Raw genomic sequence first — 16,504 nt, forward strand, 5'->3', positions numbered from 1 at the left:
CAAAATTAATAAGATTAAGTTTTATTTATCTTTTGCAATCCGCAAATAAGTGTATTACAATTAGATGAAAGTATTGGCAGGAGGCATGGGGTGAGAAGGCTGATTCTTATTTTAACAGGAATTGCATTAACATACAGTTGTGGTGGCGGTGGTCTTGGAGATGCAGATGTTAACTATAGAGATTTCGGAGTCAATGTAGCTGTAAGAAGCGCTCCCTATTTAACAGAAGAAAACCATCCCGATGGCTGGGGAAAAGCTGATTGTCTTGGGTGTCATCAAAACTTCAAGCACACAATGGCAACTGCAGACCTTACAGTTGACCAGTACCAGGATATGATAGAAACAGCAATTGATTCTGTTGGTGCTTCAAAGGCTATCAACGTATGTTCTGCCTGCCACGGACTTAACGGAGTTTCTACAGAAACAGGAGCTCAAAGACAGTGTCTCGTTTGTCACGATAATTTTGAAAGGATTCATTTCTATAAAGGAACAAGTAACAGAAGTCATTTCCACGATTTCAACAACAATACCAGAATAGACGATTTTGACTGTGTTGTCTGTCACTGGCAACCGGATATGGATGGCATTGTAGAACCAGACACCGACTTTGGAAAGATAAACGGTTTGACCAACTATAGAGTAAACGACCTATGTCTATCCTGCCATTCTAATAGATGGAACGATGTCAATAATACGGCTGTAGCCGACATTAATGGAGATGGAGTTCCTGAAGATAAGTTAGTAGTATCCATAGCTCCCACCCCTGTGGATTTTGATAATGACTGGCACGGAGGAAGTTCTTGGTCAACAGAAAAAATGTTTAAAGATGTAGAACTTGAAGGAGAAAAACTCTTCTATACAGCCCATGAATCCCTTGCCTGTAGCCAATGCCACAATCCCCACGCCTCTAACAACGACAACTTGATAATCGAAAAGGTTGGAGAGACTCTAATTGTAGAGAAAGCTATTATTCAATCTGATAATACAAAGGAAGTTAAATATGCAGTCGTTGACCCTCAGACGACCTTATACTTTGATAACCTTGAGTTCACTGGAAATGTAACAGCAGAAAATAGAACATACGATCTGGCAAACAACTCTGATCTGCAGGATTATGTAAACCTTCCTGTTAAAAACCTTGATGGTGTAGATGAAGAAACAAATAGAAAATATACAAGCTCTCTATGTGCTGCATGTCACGATGGTTCAACATCTTACAGTTCAGTCAACGGATTAGGTTTACCTATTAACATTGATGGACACTATGCTGGTAGGTGCGTAGAGTGTCATACACACGGTAATACATTCTAAGCAGTACTCAAGAAGAAGGGTCTCTTGACCCTTCTATTTTTTTCTTCTAAAAACGTTAAAAAAGAAACTCTTATGACTTTTGATATTCCAGGTATTTCTAAAGCTTGCCAATCATCAAAAATATATTAGATTAAAACTTGTAGTATAACCTAAATATTAAGGAGGGGAATCATGAAAAAACGTAAAGGTTTTACGTTGGTAGAGTTAGCAATAGTCCTGGTAGTTATAGGGTTGATTCTTGGTGCTGTTATGACAGGTCAGCGGCTTATTCAAAATGCAAAGTACAAAAGACTTGTAAATGATATCAACGGATTTGTAGCTGCAGTTTATACCTATTATGACAAGTATAAGGCACTACCAGGAGATGACCCTAAGGCAGTAGATAGATGGGGTAGTACTTATTCGAATATACAAAATGGAGACGGCGATGGTTTGATAGAGGGAAGTGCAACATCTACAAACAATGCATACGAATCTGTCCAAATATGGAGACATTTAAGAGCTGCCGGTATAATTACTGGAAACCCTAATGAAACCACAGTAACAAGACCTTCCAACCCTTATGGCGGTAGATATGGATTCTCTAACAGAAGTTTTGGAACCGCTACATACAACTACCTCTTTATTGACAACCTGCCTGCCGAAGTAGCTAAGAGACTTGACGAAGAACTTGACGATGGTGTATATAACACAGGTTCTATTCAAGCCAGTGGTGACTATACTACAGGTTACAGAGACGTATACTATAGAATTTAACAAAATCTATAGAGGGGAAGTTTCCCCTCTATCTTATTTTTATTTATCCTAACACCCTCTTTAGTTCTTCAACTGTTGTTTCCCCATTCAACACTTTCAATTTTCCATCTTCAAACATAGTTTTAAATCCCTTTCTTAAAGCAACATCCATAATTTCAATGAGAGAAGCCTGTTTCATTATTAAATCTTCTAACTCTTTATCAATCAGAAGTATCTCTGCTATTACAGTTCTTCCAAAATAGCCTCGAAACTTACATTCCTTACACCCTCTTCCTTTGTAAAGGATTATTTCCTCGTCCTTAGGAACTTTTAAGTATTCTTTCTCCTCTTCAGAGGCCTTGTATGAATCTTTACAATAAGGACATATTCTACGAACGAGTCTTTGAGCAGAAACTGCTATTAAAGAACTTCCTATCAAAAACGGTTTAATTCCCAATTCTGCCAATCTTGTTATAGAGGATACCGCATCGTTTGTGTGGAGTGTTGTTAAAACTAAGTGTCCTGTTTGGGCAGCCTGGATTGCAATTTTTGCAGTTTCTTCATCTCTAATTTCTCCAACCAGAATTACATCTGGATCTTGTCTTAAAATACTCCTAAGGGCTTTCGCAAAGGTTAAACCAGTTCTTGGATTAACCTGAACCTGTCTTATCAGTTCCCATTTGTATTCTACCGGATCTTCAACGGTTATTATTGTTCTCCGAACAGAAAAGGTCTTATTCAGTAAAGCATAAAGAGTAGTTGTCTTACCAGAACCGGTAGGACCTGTGACAAGGATTATACCGTAAGGTTTTTGTATAGTTTTCTGCAGTAAGTCGTAGTTGTGAGGGGTAAAACCAAGCTCTTCAAGTTTCGGAAGAGCCTCGTTGAGACCGAGAAGCCTCATTACAACAGCTTCACCGTATATGGAGGGTAAAGTTGAAACCCTCAGGTCTATCTCTTTATCTCCCACCTTGAAAGTTGTCCTACCATCTTGAGGAAGTCTTGTTTCCGATATGTTGAGATGAGAAATAAGTTTAATTCTCGTAACAATCGATGAATGAATTTGCTTTGGAAGAATAAAACCAAGAGTCATTACTCCATCTATTCTGTATCTAACCCTTACCACAGCTTCTGCAGGTTCAATGTGAATGTCAGAAGCTTTGTCTTTGACCCCTTTTAAAATAATGTAATCTACAATTTGAATAATTCTTGTATCTACTTCCCCTGGAGGAACTTTCTCCTCAAGAATCTCTTCTATGAGCTCCTCAATACTTTTTGCTTCTCCGTAGTATTTAGAAAATGTTTCTTCAAACTCCTTTTCCTTAATAGCAACAGGTTTTACTCTGGTTCCTGTAAACCTCGATACGACATCTATAGCTTCAAAGTCAAAAGGATTTACCATACCAATGACAAGAGCTCCATCTTCCTTTGCAATAGGAATAATTTTGTACTTTTCCGCCAACTTTTTAGGAATTAGCTTAACTACTTCCGGCTCAATCAAGTAAGAAGAGAGTTCTACCCTCTCAATTCCTTTTCGCTCAGAAAGAACATTCATAAGCTGCTCTTCTGTTATGAATCCAAGTCTTAAAAGGACTTCCCCAAGAAGTTCTCCCGTCCTTTTTTGCTCTTTTAAGGCAATCTCCAACTGATCTGGAGTTATCAGCCCAAGTCTTACTAACTTATCCCCAAGTTTCTCTTCCTTTCGTTCCACCATTTCATACTCCTATTGAGAAAGACATTCTCCGTTAACACAAGAAACTTCTATTTGACAATCTCCATTTGTATCAAGTGTCTGAGCAGCTCCTGAAAGACGAACATTCGAACCAGAACACCACCAGGCTTCCATTACTGTTATTGTTGCATCCGAATTTAAAGATTCAGGATAAGGATACGTACCTCCCGTTCTTCCCCAATCAACACATCTTCCCAAAATTGAAGTACTTATCGGATGTGCCCATCGAGGGTTAGAGGTTACTGAAACTGTAAAAGTATAGCTGTCGCAGGAACTTACCACACTACCATTATCACTGGAACCTGAAAAATCACTTATCGATATAACAAACCACTTGCAGGTCATATACTTATCTCCATCTTCCGAACCATTATTATCTCTTACACACACCTTCACCTGATAAGTTCCTGAAGATGCAGGTATCCCAGAAATCTCAAACACATCAGCCTGCCCCCACTGATCCGAAGAACAGACCTTGTCAGGAGAAACGGTTAAACCTCCCCATCCATCAGGAGCATCGTAGCACCATTCATACTTTCCTCCTGAAAGAAAGGGAAGTCCTCCACTTGCAAATACAGAAGCATTATAACTTTCACCAACTACACCATCAGGAAGAGAGTTATTTAGTATCTTCAGAGGAACACCAACACAACCAAGGTATTGCTTTAATTCATAAAGTGTTACAGCTTTCAAATAGTCTTCCGCTGTATCTGCTTCAACCGTTCCGTTACACTCATCTGAATCTGTGATTAAACTACCGTCACAATACGTATTTGACTTGTAATCCTCACCCTTTGAAAAAACAAAAAAGGCAACGTTAGAAAGGGTTGAATTTGTACCGTTATCGATTATTCTCAGGGAAACGCTTTTAACATCACAAATGGACACATCATATCCTTTAGATTCATATTGTTCAAAAAACGATTTTATCAATTTGTAAGGATAGACATAAATAAAATTTTGACCAAATCCATCCCTTCCTCCAAAAACCGATTTAAACTCAGAAGCATCAGGTAAATAACCATTAACCTTAACAAAACCGATAACCGATTCAACTGCCGTAGAAAGCTTCTCCCCTGTCTCTTTTCTCTTGTTCCATTTAATAAACTGAACCATAAAGCCCGTTCCAATACCAAGTATAAGTCCTAAAATAACAAGGATTATTGCCATTTCAATGAGAGTAAATCCACGGCGTTTCACAACTTTCTCCTTATAACGGTTACCAAGTAGTCTTTTGAAGTTGAAAGTGTAGGAGTAGAACTATCCTTAACTGTTAAAGTTATTAAAATTTCATTCGAAGACAGTTCTTTTGTATAGTCTTCAGAGAGGGTAATCTTACAATAACTATCTCCACCTTCTACCGTGCCGTTCTCAATCGATATACTACATTCATAAGGGAATTTCCCTCCTTTTACTGTAACCACAACTTCATAGTTCTCCCCCTGAACTATAGGAGGCAAAGAACCAGTTAATATTTTAATTTCCTCGCCTTTACAACATTTAGTTTTTAACTCGTAAAGAGTTATGTATTCCCAGAGATCATTTTCTCTAAGTTCTACCTGATTTGAAGAAACGTTTGAATCTAAAACTTTGTTCATAGCCGATGAAATAATAACGGCAACAACGTTTTCTACTTTATTCCCTTCAGGTAAGATCAGTGAAAGGTTTGTGTTTTTTAGTAAACAAGGATTGTTACTCTCAACATCGGAAGCATAGATTAGCTCAATATCTCTATTCCAAGCATCCTTAAGATAATAAGAATCAATCTCCCTTTTATCCGGCAGATTTCCTGTCTTGCAGAACTTACTTAAAATGAAAGTCTTAAACGTTAAAAGTTTATCTCGAGTGTTATCTATTTTTGCAGTTTCAATTCCTGACATGCAACTTCTAATTCCTAATCCTAAGAGAAGACCTACTATAATAAGGACTATAGCAATTTCAATTAAACTAAACCCTTTTCTGAAATCTTCCTTATCCCCCCTCAATTTTCCTTTTGATTTAATGTTCATCTTTCGATTTCAAAATAAGTTTAATCTGACTCAAAATCTTAGAAACTTCTCTCCTGTAACCTTCATAAAACTTGTTTGCTTTAGTTAAATCTAAGAAAATTTCGAAATCCTCAACGGCTTTTTTGTAATTCTTTTCTTTCAAGTAACCAATTGCTTCATTGTAGTAGATTTCCGGTACAAAAGGATATTCTTTTTTTAAGATTTGAAATGTAGTAAGAGCTCCATTAACATTCCCACTTTCTAACTGAGATATTGCCAGATTCACCCCATAACTGATTTCTCGAGGGTTAAGTTCATATGCCTTTTTAAAGGCTATAACTGCTGCCTTAGGCGAGTTTAACCTTAAATAGAGGAAACCTATACCAGCATAAGCTTCAGCATATTTAGGATTTACTTCTAACGCTTTCTTAAACGCATTTAAGGCATCTGTATATTTCCCTAAATGGGTATAAGCATAACCGAGATAAGTGTACAGTTTTGGATTTTTACCATCTCTTTCTATTGCAAGTTTTAAATACCTGACTGCATTTGTACAGTCCTTTTTTCCCATACATACTTTAGCCTTTTCTATATAAAGAGATACAAGTGAGGAAGTACCTTTCTTTTCTTTTTCTTTAGAAATTTTATTTATTTCCTTACGTTCCATCGTTCTTCTTTTTTCTTCTTTATGATTTCTATTTGAATTCTTCTCTTTAACAATATGAGTATCAGAGGGAACAGAATAATTAGATAAGATAATAATAGGTTTTATCCTATACTTTCTAAGCTCTTCTCTGAGCTTTTCTTTCTGTAACTTACATACTTCAAAACTTTCAAAAGCCCCTACTCTTACACCATAAATCTCTTTAAACTTTAATATGTAGACAGGCTTATCTGACTTTACATCTTCAAAAAGCCTTTCAGCATTTTTTAAGCTTTTAAAAGAAGCAAGCTGCACAAAACAAAACTTATCCTTAGAGAAGGCTTGAACAGTAAATATCAAGATTATCACCAAGACTAACAGTAATCTCCTCATTGAGATGACTCCACATAAGGTGTCAGCATAATGACCAGCTCTGTTTTCGAAGAAACCTCAGATGTAGACCTAAAAGCATTTCCCAATAGCGGAATATCCTGAAGTACCGGAACCCCTTCTTTTTCCTTTGATTTACTTTCAGCTATAAGACCTCCAAGAATTACAGTCTGTCCACTTTTTACCTTTACAACAGTATTAAGCTGTCGAATATTCACAGAATAAACTTTATCTATAAACTCACCAGTTGTCCCTGTTGTACCAATTATTAGAGGAGAATCAAGGGAGCTTATTGCAGGGCTTATGTTGAGAATAATGTTTCCTTTATCGTCAATCTTTGGAACGATAGTAAGTACAACACCTTCTGTCAAAATAGTATTTGTTTCCACTTCTTCAGTGGTCAATGTTGTAGCCGTTTGAGAACCTGTAGAAGTAGTGGAAGTTGTTTGTGTCCTATAGATTGCAAGATAATCCCTACCGACTTTTATCATTGCTGGCTGACCGTTCATTGCAAGAATCCTTGGAGATGAAAGTACATTTACCTTACCAAATTGGGAAAGGATACCTATAAGTCCAGAAAATGTGTTATTTACTTTAACGATACTGAGTTGAAAAGGTTTTCCTTCGGGAGAACCAGAATTAAAAGAAATAGTGCTGTACTCCCCTCCTGAACCAAAGAAATTACTAAACGTAAGGTATTTCCAGTTAATACCAAATTCATTTTTTTTATCAAGTTTAACTTCTACTATTTTTGCTTCAATAAGAACCTGACGGTCAGAAATTCTATTAATAGTATTTACAAGTTCTTCCACCTTTCTCAAAGTTTCCGGCTTTGCTGTAACAATTATTGTTCCACTGATGGGTTCTATTGAATAGGAAGCTACTTTATCATCTTTAGCAATTACATCCATGGCCTTCTTAATGTTATCCCATATATTCAGATCATATGAGTTATCTATTGACATTGTTGTTGTACTTGTAGTGGTAGATTCTCCTCCTCCTGAACTTCCACCCACGGAAGCCTCTATTGATGAAGAATAACTTCTTTTGGTTTGTAGTAAGTTTACATGAAAGACTTTTGTTTCCTTAGATACAACGTATATGTTTTTGCCATCAATTCTGTAGGAATAACCAAAAGGTTTTAAGAGAGAATTCAAGCTACTTTCAAGAGTTTCTTCTTTTAATTCAATAGAGACTTTCCCTCCAACATCAGGAGGAACTATTACGTTGTATCCTGTTGCTTTCCCGAGAGCAAGAAGAGCTTTTTTTAAGTCCATATTATCAAACGAAAGATTTACCAAAACATTACTTTCTCTATCTTGAGAACTCTTCATCTCTTCGAGAGTTGGTGGTTGTACAGGCAAAGGCTTTAGATTGAAAATAATGGAACTTTTTTCCTTCTCTGGAACAGTTGAAATAGAGGGAGAAACTTTAACTTCCTGGTTTTGCTTAACAGAACATCCTCCCATCAGCAACAACATTATAGGTAGAAATTTCCTGTAATCAATCATTTATTTTGTCCTCCACCCCCTCTTCACTTTTAAGAAGATCTATTGATAATTTTAAACTGAGACTTTCACATTTTAGAATTACAAGAGAGTTTACTGCATCAATCTTATTTACAGTGCATCCTTCAATTTTATCACCCGGTTTTAGATACTTTCCATTTATTATCGCTATGGGAAATTTCCCCTTTATAACTCCCTCTAAATGAAGTTCTGGTAACTTCTGTAACGGTATCTTTCGTTCTATTTCTTTCTTGGGGGGACCCAGCTGGTTAAGAGGATAAAAGATTCCTGCATACACATTTTTAAATAAGAAAAATACAATAAAAACGGTAAATAAAAGCCTCATTGCTGTCTCCTGAGCTCTACCACTGGTACTTTGAAAGTTAGGTTCATTAATAAATTTTGGGTATGTAATAGTAGCTCTAATGATTGAAGTTCCATTGGTATGTTGTTATTCAAGCTACTTAGTAGCTTAATAACATTATCTTCATTACCTTCACTTGATAGTTCTACTGAAATAAAACTAACCGGCCCTTTCCCTTTTTCTTTTGAGGTTTTAAGAGACAAAAGTTTTACTCTATGCTTTATAAAAAGACCTGTAATTATTGCATTAACTGATGTAGTACTCTTATACTTTACTAAATCTTCAAGTTCTTTGAAAAATTTTTCGTTTTGCGAGGATATTTTTTGTAGTTGCGATTCTTTATCCTTCACTTCTCTATCTAAGGAAACCTCTCTTCTTTTCAAAGACTCTATTTCTCTTTTTTCTTGATCTATTTTTCCTGACAAATCAATCCACTTGTATACCTCATAAGAAAGAATACAACCTGGTATGAGAACTATTAACAACCAAAACAAGTTCTTTCTTAAAAAAGCTTTAATTCTTTTCATAGGGAACCTTCTTAAAATTTATACTAAAGTTAGTTATAAGGGCACTTTTTTCTGGCATTTGTTTTAGATCAATAATCTTTACGTCATTAATAAACGGATTCTTCTTGATTAAGTCTATGAGTTCATAAAACTCCACAGGTGAAGATAGATCTTTGCAGAAGGTGATTGTAGATAACTCAAAATCAGAATTTTTTGAGACGGAAAGAGACAGTATAAAGGTATGTGCCTTTTTACTTATCCTATGGAAGCTATATAAAAATTCTGGAACTTGATCCCTCTTTAAAGAAAGAAAGTACTGAACTTCCGGCTTTAACTGGAAAGTCTTTTCAGCTTGAATTTTTTTTTCAAGTTTTGAAAGTTCTGCTTGGAACTTACTAATCTTCTGAGAAAGAAAGTTTTTTTCTTGTTGAAGACGAGTTAGCTGTTCTTTCTGTTGATTAACTTCTACAAAAGCCATTCCTGAAGCAAAAAACAGGAAAGCAGATGCCGCAACAGCGTAATGTTTAAAAGCCAAAGGAGAAACTCTGTAAAAATAAGGCACTTTTGATTTGCTGAGAGCAAAAGGAACAAAAAATTCAAGTTCTTCTTCACTTAACGGTAGCTTTATCAGTTCTGTTACAGGCTTCATTTCGAATTTGGAAGTCTGAAAAAACTTCAAATCTCCAGAAGTATATATCCTGGATATTTCCGTTTTTCTTTGCTTCTCGTAGTACTCCAAGGTTAATTCAATAGCATCATCAAGAGAACTTTCCATCTTGAAAGTTCTTACATAGTCAACTGAACCATTGTGAAAGGCAATAACAATATAGTCATCTTTAAACGAATGAACGACAATAAAATTTCCTTCTGTTTTACCAGTTAAAAAGTTGCTTATAACCTGGGCTGTTGTTGTTAAAGCTCTAAGGTAATTAAACTGTTGCAAAATTTCTTTTTTCACAATAGAAACCAACACCTTATAACCAGAATTAACAGGGAACTTGGAGTATATCCAGTCCATTTCCTCTATATTGGCAATGAACTCAAGATCTCTTGAAATTTTTTGTTTAATTGCTAACTCTAAATGCTTCTCTTCTATCTTAGGAAAGGAATATACTTTATCCATTACTGAACTATCAGTAAAAGAAGCTACCAAATTCTTGGTATTTTTGTAATCAGATAATGTAGTATTTAGACATTTAGGTGCTCTCTTAAATATCCCTCCCTTTTCTAAAACACGAAGATTACCTGAAGCATCAACTTCTGCATACGCAGTTTTCACCTTAACCCCGAAATTACATTATATACCGGCAAAAGTATACCTAAGGCAACTATACCAAGAATTCCCCCAAGAACTAACTGAAGTATGGGTTCTATAACTACTGTCATTGCTTGTATCTTTCTTTTCATGTCATCTTCGTAAATCTCTGCTAACCTCAGGAGAGATTTATCCAGAGCACCCGTATTCTCCCCCAGTTTTACCATTCTAATAATAGGACTTTGAAAGAAGCCCAATTTTTCCATTGCAATGGAAAGCATATCACCGACTATGAGGTTTTCCTTCACTTTCTGGAAAATACTTTTTATATACAGATTTTGTTCAACATGGTCAACAATTATATCGAGAGCATCTAAAATAGTTCCACCACTTCTGTAAACTTCAGCAAGAACCCTCATATTCCGAGAAAGACTGGCTCTTAGGAGAATACCCCCAATTAGTGGAAGTTTAAGTTTTACTTTATCCCAGAGATATCTTGTCTTAATAAAACGTTTCGTTATCAACTTGAAGGCAATAATAAGAAGAATCGGCGTTATTACAATTTCTTTCCAGAATAGACGAACATACTTTCCTGTCCAAAGAAGAATTTTAGTCGGTAAAGGATATTCTTTTAATCCCATAGCAGTGATAGCCGGAATTATCTGTGGAATAACGTAACCAAACATGATTGCAATTGTAAGCACCACGACAAAAGAAACGAAAATAGGGTAAGAAAGTGCCTGTTTAACTTCCTTTTCTATAGAAACAACCCAGTCAAGATACTCTGCATAGTTTAAGAAAACCGTTGGTAAATCATCTGTTTTTTCTCCTACCTTAACAAGACCTATTAGTTCAGGTGGAAATGCTCCTGTAAATTCCATAGCCTCAGAGAGGGAACTTCCGGCTGTTATCCTTTCTCTTAAAGTTCTTACGACTTTTTGGAAATATTTGTTCGTCGAGCTCTTTTCAATATCTTCTAAAATTTCAAGTATTGAGATTCCCATATCAAGGGTTCGACCAAAGTAAAAACAGAAGTCAGCAAGCTCTTGTTTAGATATTTTTTTCCTGCGGAAAAGATCTAAGAAAGAGAATTCTCTAAAAACCGAGAGCCAATCCTTTTTGTATTCAAGAAGTGTTACATCCCTTCCAGAAAACAGAGAAAGGAGCTCACTTTCATCCTTTGCTTCAATAGTTTCTTCAACAACACTTCCATCCGGATTTAGGAAGGTAACTTTATATTTAGCCATTTGCTATACCGACAAGAGAGATTCAAAAGAGACCCCTATTATTTTGGAAACTCCAGGTATTTCCATGGTCACTCCATAGAGGACATCGGCAGCTTCCATTGTTAACTTGTTATGGGTAACCACTATAACCTGAGTTTCAAGAGCCATCTGTTTGAGAAGTTCCACAAATCTTAGCGTGTTTGCATCATCCAACGCTGCATCAACTTCGTCAAGGACAACAAAGGGTGCAGGACGAACTGAGTATAGAGCATAGAGAAAGGCAAGAGCAACGAGGGTTCTTTCTCCACCAGAGAGGAGATTTATACTGCTGTGCTTTTTTCCAGGTGGTTTCGCTTCAATCTCCACTCCTGCTTCTGATATCTTCTCACCGTTAAGGATTAATTTTGCTGTTCCACCACCAAAAATCTGTCTAAAAGTTCTTTTGAAATTTCTATTTACAGAGTTGAAAGTTTCAGTAAATTTCTTTTCTATCTCCTCATCGAGCTTCTTTACTGCCTCTTTAAGATTTTTAATTGACTCTACCAGATCCCTCTCCTGTTCTAAGATAAATCCATAACGCTCTTTCACTTTTTCATACTCTTCAATAGCAAGGAAGTTCACAGTTCCAATTCGTGAAATTTTCTCTTTGAGGTTTATGAGTTCTCTTTTTACTTCCTCTTCATCAACCACATCTGCTGCAACTTCAAGAGCTTCAGAAACACTCTTTTCAAGCTCAAGTATTCTTGCAATTATCTCTTCTTCTTTTACATTGAGTTTTGCAACTGTAATTTCTGTCTCTTTCAGTTTCTTCTGGACTTCTGAAAGGTCTCTGCTTTTCGATTTTAGTGCTTCCTCTTTTGTTTTTACTATGGATGTTATTTCGCCTCTTCGTTCCTCAAGCAACTGGAGCTCTTTCCGGATTTCCTCTATAGACTCATCAACCCCTGAGAGTAGTTCCTCAGCCTTCTTTATTCCAGTTTCTGCTTTCTTCAGATCTTCTCTGTCTCTTCCAATTCTCCTTTCAATTTCCTCAATTTCACGCTGGAGAGTCCTTACAAAACGCTCTTTACCTTCTCTTTTCTCTTTCAGGTTTCTGAGCTTTTCAAGAAGAAGTACTTTATCTGAAGCAATTTTCGAAAGTTTTTCCCTTTCTTTTTCCACTTTCTCAAGAGCAACCTTAATTTTGCTTTCAACGGTTTCAAGCTCTTTTAGAATTTCCTCCTTTTTGATATGGAGAGAGTCTATCTTCTGGTAGAAGAGCTCCATCTTAGAGTTGTAAGAGCTCAGAACCTCTTCAGCACGGTGAAGCTTTTCTGTTAGGTCTTTTTCTTTTTTTTCGAAATCCGAAAGCTTTTTCTTCGATTCTTTGATTTTTGATCCAATCTCAAAAAGCTCCATCTTCTTTTTCTGGATGGTCTCTTTCAGAGGTTCTATTTCCTCTTCTTTCTCAGACAGCTCTTCCCTTATAGGTGAAATTTTTGTTTGGAGCTCCGTTAGGAGCTCTTCTTCATGGGAAAGTTCTTCTTTCAGTTTCTCCAATTCTTTTTCCATCTCAAGAAGAGAACTCTTCTTGAACTTCCCTACAACAGAACCCATTCCAGAAAAAATATTGAGATCTTTATCTATAAAAACACAGTGAGGATACTTCTTGGCAAGCTTTTCTGCACCGGAGGAAACAAAGAAAACGTTTGAGAAAAGTGCATTTACAAGGTTTGAAACCCTTGAGTCCCTTGCTCTAACATGAGAGGTAAGAGGCGTAGCTTCAGATATGTAAACACCTTTGACATCATCAACGTCTGCCGAAAGAAGAAGAACTCTTCCGTTTCCCTTTATCCTTTCTTTAACCCAGAGTACGTCTTCAAAAGTTTTGAGGACTATGCCAGCTCCAAAACGAGAAAGGTAACTCTCAACAATCTTTTCCCAGCCGCTATCAACGTCTATAAGGTTTATAAGAAGTCCAATGTAGCCCTTTACCTTTCCCTGCTTACCGCTCTCTACTATCTTTTCCTCAAGCTTTCCAAGATTGATAGAATTTAAAAGCTTCTCAGTGCTTTCAATCCTGGATCTTAACGAGATTATCTCCTCTCTTTTCTGAGAGACTTCTGCATTTGCAACTTCAAGACTTTCTGTCAGATTCCTTTTCTCTTTCTTCAGTTCCTCAATTTCCTCTGATAGTTTTTCTATTTCCTCTTCAAGAGCTTTCTCTTTTTCAAGAAGCTTTTCTATCTGAGAAGCATAGTATCCTTTCTCTTTCCTGACCTGTTCAATCTCTCCTGGAAGTCTCTCTTTTGTGTTTTTATGAGATTTGAAGCGCTCCTCTTCCCTTGCAATGTCAAGCTGAAGTTTTGAAATCTGTGTTGTTACTGAAGAGAGAGAAGAGCGGAGCTCCTTCAGTCTCTTTTCAAGAACCTCTTTCTCCTGCTGGAAAGTCTTGACTGCTTCTCTTTTTTCTTTTTCTCTGACCTCTAACTCTTTTATTTTTTCCTGGAGTTCCGTTTCCTCAAGTAAAATCGTCTCAAGTTCCCTCTTTACACTCTCTATTTTCCTGAGCTTCTGCTCTTTTTCAAAAGCTTTTTCTTCTATCTCTTCTTCCAATCTCTTAATCTCTTTCAGGAGAAATTCTCTTCTGACAGAAGCTTCCTTTTTACTCTTTTCAACCTCATAGAGCTCCTGAGATGTCTCTTCAATCTCCTTTGTAACAGTTTCGAGCTCTTTCCTCAGCTCCTCCAGTTCAACCTGAAGTGTTGAAATTTCCTTTTCAAGAGATATCCTATCCTCCTGAAGAAGCCTTAGCGAACCTTCCGAGAATTCCTTTGTCAATCTCAGGTTTTTCAACTGCAACCCTAAAAGTTTAAGCTCCAGTTCTTTTTCGCGATTTCGGAGCTCTTGAAATTTCTTCGCTTTTTCAGCCTGACTTTTCAAAGTTCTCAGATTCTTTCCAACCTCATCAATCACACCTCTAACGTTTTCAAGGTTCTGCTCAGCCTCTGCAAGCTTTTTTAGAGTTTCCTCTTTCTTTTCCTTAAACGAGGTAATCCCGGCAGCTTCATCAATGAGAAGTCTCCTCTCGTAGGGCTTCATCTTCAAAACTCTATCTATCTGCCCCTGCTCAAAGAAAGCATAATCCTTATTCCCAAGCCCAATAGATGCAAAAAACTCCTGAATATCCTTCAATCTGACCTTTCTATTGTTGATCAGGAACTCACTATCCCCTGTAGATTTAATCCTCCTCTTGAGCTCAACCTCAGACTCCGAAAAAGTAAACAGATCATCCTTAATGAGTGTTATAGAAACCTCAGCACTTCTTGCAGCTCTTCTTCCTTCTGAACCTTTAAAGATCACATCCTTTATGTTTGATGCTCTCATTCCCTTTACCGACGTATCTCCCACTATCCACTTGAGAGCATCAACAATGTTGCTCTTACCACAACCGTTGGGACCAACAATACAGTTAATTCCCCTTGAGAACCTGATTTCAGTCTCGTCTGCGAAAGACTTAAAACCCTTAAGTTTCAAGGATTTTATAAGCATGAAACCTACCTCCCGATCAAAGAAAAATTATACTTTATTCTTTGTATAATTGGACAAAAAAAGGAGAAAGGTATGCAAACGGTTCTTCTTACTGGAGCTGCAGGATTCATAGGTTACAAAACTGCTGAATTCCTGATCGAAAAAGGCTATAACGTCATTGGTGTCGATAACCTGAATGACTACTACGATGTTAGACTCAAGACTTACAGACTGGAAAGACTGAAAAAATACAAAAACTTTAAGTTCTATCACGTTGATATAGAAAACCTTGAAGCGTTAAAAGTCATTTTTGAGGATAACCAGATAGATGGCGTCATAAACCTTGCAGCGAGGGCTGGAGTACGGTACAGCCTGATAGATCCCTTTGTATATGTGAGAACAAATGTAACAGGAACTCTGAATCTGCTTGAGATAATGAAAGACAAAGGAATTAAAAAGTTCGTCCTCGCCTCCACCTCTTCCCTCTATGCCGGCCAACCAATGCCTTTTAAAGAAACTCTGCCAGTTAACACCCCCATTTCCCCTTACGCTGCAAGCAAGAAAGGGGCAGAAGTAATGGCTTATACCTACCACTACCTCTACGGCATTGACGTAACCATAGTTAGATACTTCACAGTTTATGGACCAGCTGGAAGACCCGACATGAGCATTTTCAGATTCATAAAGTGGATAGATGAAGGGAAACCGATAGTGATCTATGGAGATGGAACACAAAGCAGAGACTTCACTTACGTTGATGACATAGCAAGGGGAACAATTAAGGCTTACGAAACAGAAACAGGCTATGAAATAATCAACCTTGGCGGGAACAGACCACATGAACTCAACTACGTTATCAGTCTAATAGAAAAGTATCTTGGTAAAAAGGCTGAAAGGATTTACAAACCCTTCCATAAAGCAGACCTTAAAGCTACGTGGGCAGATATAGAAAAGGCTAAGGAAATTCTAAATTGGGAACCTCAAATACCACTTGAGGAAGGATTAAAAAGAGCTGTTGAATGGCATGTTGAAAACAGAGATTGGTTGAAGGATATAGTTTTACCTTAAGAGACAATAGCAAACCGATGATAATCAACGTTAAGGATGAAAAACTGAAAGACTTTATATAGTAATCCCCACAACTTATTAGAAGATTGGAGGGTGGGCTTTGTCTTTCTATGCCTATCCAACCATTTAACCTTCCAACCTTCTTATCATGACCAAATCGTCTTGTAGGGGTACTACATATTTCAATTCAAAATGGAATAAATACTACGATTAAGAAAAAAGTTTTCCAAACCTATAGGAATTAGTCAATCTGTATTTGAAAACTTGC

The 16,504-nt window shown here is 36.9% G+C and carries 13 protein-coding genes; 3 read left to right on the plus strand and 10 right to left on the minus strand.

Features of this window, described 5'->3' with window-relative positions:
• Positions 1-90: 90 nt before the first annotated feature.
• Both ACYQ3A_RS04025 and ACYQ3A_RS04030 read left to right on the plus strand, forming a co-directional pair.
• Complete coding sequence (locus ACYQ3A_RS04025) at positions 91-1,311, plus strand: cytochrome c3 family protein (protein ID WP_459895810.1); 1,221 nt, start codon at positions 91-93, stop codon at positions 1,309-1,311.
• A gap of 171 nt (positions 1,312-1,482) precedes the next feature.
• Positions 1,483-2,067, plus strand: a complete 585-nt coding sequence (locus tag ACYQ3A_RS04030; protein ID WP_459895812.1) for a type II secretion system protein — start codon at positions 1,483-1,485, stop codon at positions 2,065-2,067.
• Between the two features lie 43 nt (positions 2,068-2,110).
• On the opposite strand, the gene ACYQ3A_RS04035 is transcribed toward ACYQ3A_RS04030, so the two are convergent.
• The 10 genes from ACYQ3A_RS04035 to smc are packed head-to-tail and all read right to left on the minus strand — an operon-like array spanning position 2,111 to position 15,189.
• Positions 2,111-3,760 carry a GspE/PulE family protein gene (locus ACYQ3A_RS04035; RefSeq protein ID WP_459895813.1) on the minus strand — a complete coding sequence of 550 codons (1,650 nt, stop codon included), beginning with the start codon at positions 3,758-3,760 and terminating at the stop codon, positions 2,111-2,113.
• 9 nt (positions 3,761-3,769) lie between these two features.
• Entirely contained in the window at positions 3,770-4,978 is a 1,209-nt protein-coding gene (locus ACYQ3A_RS04040) for a prepilin-type N-terminal cleavage/methylation domain-containing protein (RefSeq protein ID WP_459895814.1), read from the minus strand.
• Positions 4,975-5,787 carry a prepilin-type N-terminal cleavage/methylation domain-containing protein gene (locus ACYQ3A_RS04045; protein WP_459895816.1) on the minus strand — a complete coding sequence of 271 codons (813 nt, stop codon included), beginning with the start codon at positions 5,785-5,787 and terminating at the stop codon, positions 4,975-4,977. The genes ACYQ3A_RS04040 and ACYQ3A_RS04045 overlap by 4 nt, the downstream gene beginning before the upstream one ends.
• On the minus strand, positions 5,777-6,802 hold the full coding sequence (locus tag ACYQ3A_RS04050) for a tetratricopeptide repeat protein (protein WP_459895818.1): 1,026 nt from the start codon (positions 6,800-6,802) through the stop codon (positions 5,777-5,779). The genes ACYQ3A_RS04045 and ACYQ3A_RS04050 overlap by 11 nt, the downstream gene beginning before the upstream one ends.
• Positions 6,799-8,310, minus strand: a complete 1,512-nt coding sequence (locus ACYQ3A_RS04055; RefSeq protein WP_459895820.1) for a secretin and TonB N-terminal domain-containing protein — start codon at positions 8,308-8,310, stop codon at positions 6,799-6,801. Before ACYQ3A_RS04055 ends, ACYQ3A_RS04050 begins: the two co-directional genes overlap by 4 nt.
• A complete protein-coding gene (locus ACYQ3A_RS04060; RefSeq protein WP_459895821.1) occupies positions 8,303-8,653 on the minus strand; it encodes a hypothetical protein in 351 nt (116 codons plus the stop codon). Before ACYQ3A_RS04060 ends, ACYQ3A_RS04055 begins: the two co-directional genes overlap by 8 nt.
• A complete protein-coding gene (locus tag ACYQ3A_RS04065) occupies positions 8,650-9,198 on the minus strand; it encodes a hypothetical protein (RefSeq protein ID WP_459895823.1) in 549 nt (182 codons plus the stop codon). Before ACYQ3A_RS04065 ends, ACYQ3A_RS04060 begins: the two co-directional genes overlap by 4 nt.
• Entirely contained in the window at positions 9,185-10,456 is a 1,272-nt protein-coding gene (locus ACYQ3A_RS04070) for a hypothetical protein (RefSeq protein ID WP_459895825.1), read from the minus strand. Before ACYQ3A_RS04070 ends, ACYQ3A_RS04065 begins: the two co-directional genes overlap by 14 nt.
• On the minus strand, positions 10,453-11,679 hold the full coding sequence (locus ACYQ3A_RS04075; RefSeq protein ID WP_459895826.1) for a type II secretion system F family protein: 1,227 nt from the start codon (positions 11,677-11,679) through the stop codon (positions 10,453-10,455). The genes ACYQ3A_RS04070 and ACYQ3A_RS04075 overlap by 4 nt, the downstream gene beginning before the upstream one ends.
• Before the next feature lie 3 nt (positions 11,680-11,682).
• Positions 11,683-15,189: a chromosome segregation protein SMC gene (gene smc, locus ACYQ3A_RS04080; protein WP_459895828.1), complete on the minus strand. Its 3,507-nt coding sequence runs from the start codon at positions 15,187-15,189 to the stop codon at positions 11,683-11,685.
• 72 nt (positions 15,190-15,261) lie between these two features.
• Here smc and ACYQ3A_RS04085 point away from each other — a divergent pair, with 72 nt between their 5' ends.
• The gene (locus ACYQ3A_RS04085; protein ID WP_459895829.1) at positions 15,262-16,236 is read left to right on the plus strand and encodes a GDP-mannose 4,6-dehydratase; all 975 of its coding nucleotides are present in this window, start codon (positions 15,262-15,264) and stop codon (positions 16,234-16,236) included.
• The last annotated feature ends 268 nt before the right edge of the window (positions 16,237-16,504 follow it).

The sequence above is a fragment of the Desulfurobacterium crinifex genome, assembly GCF_054656775.1.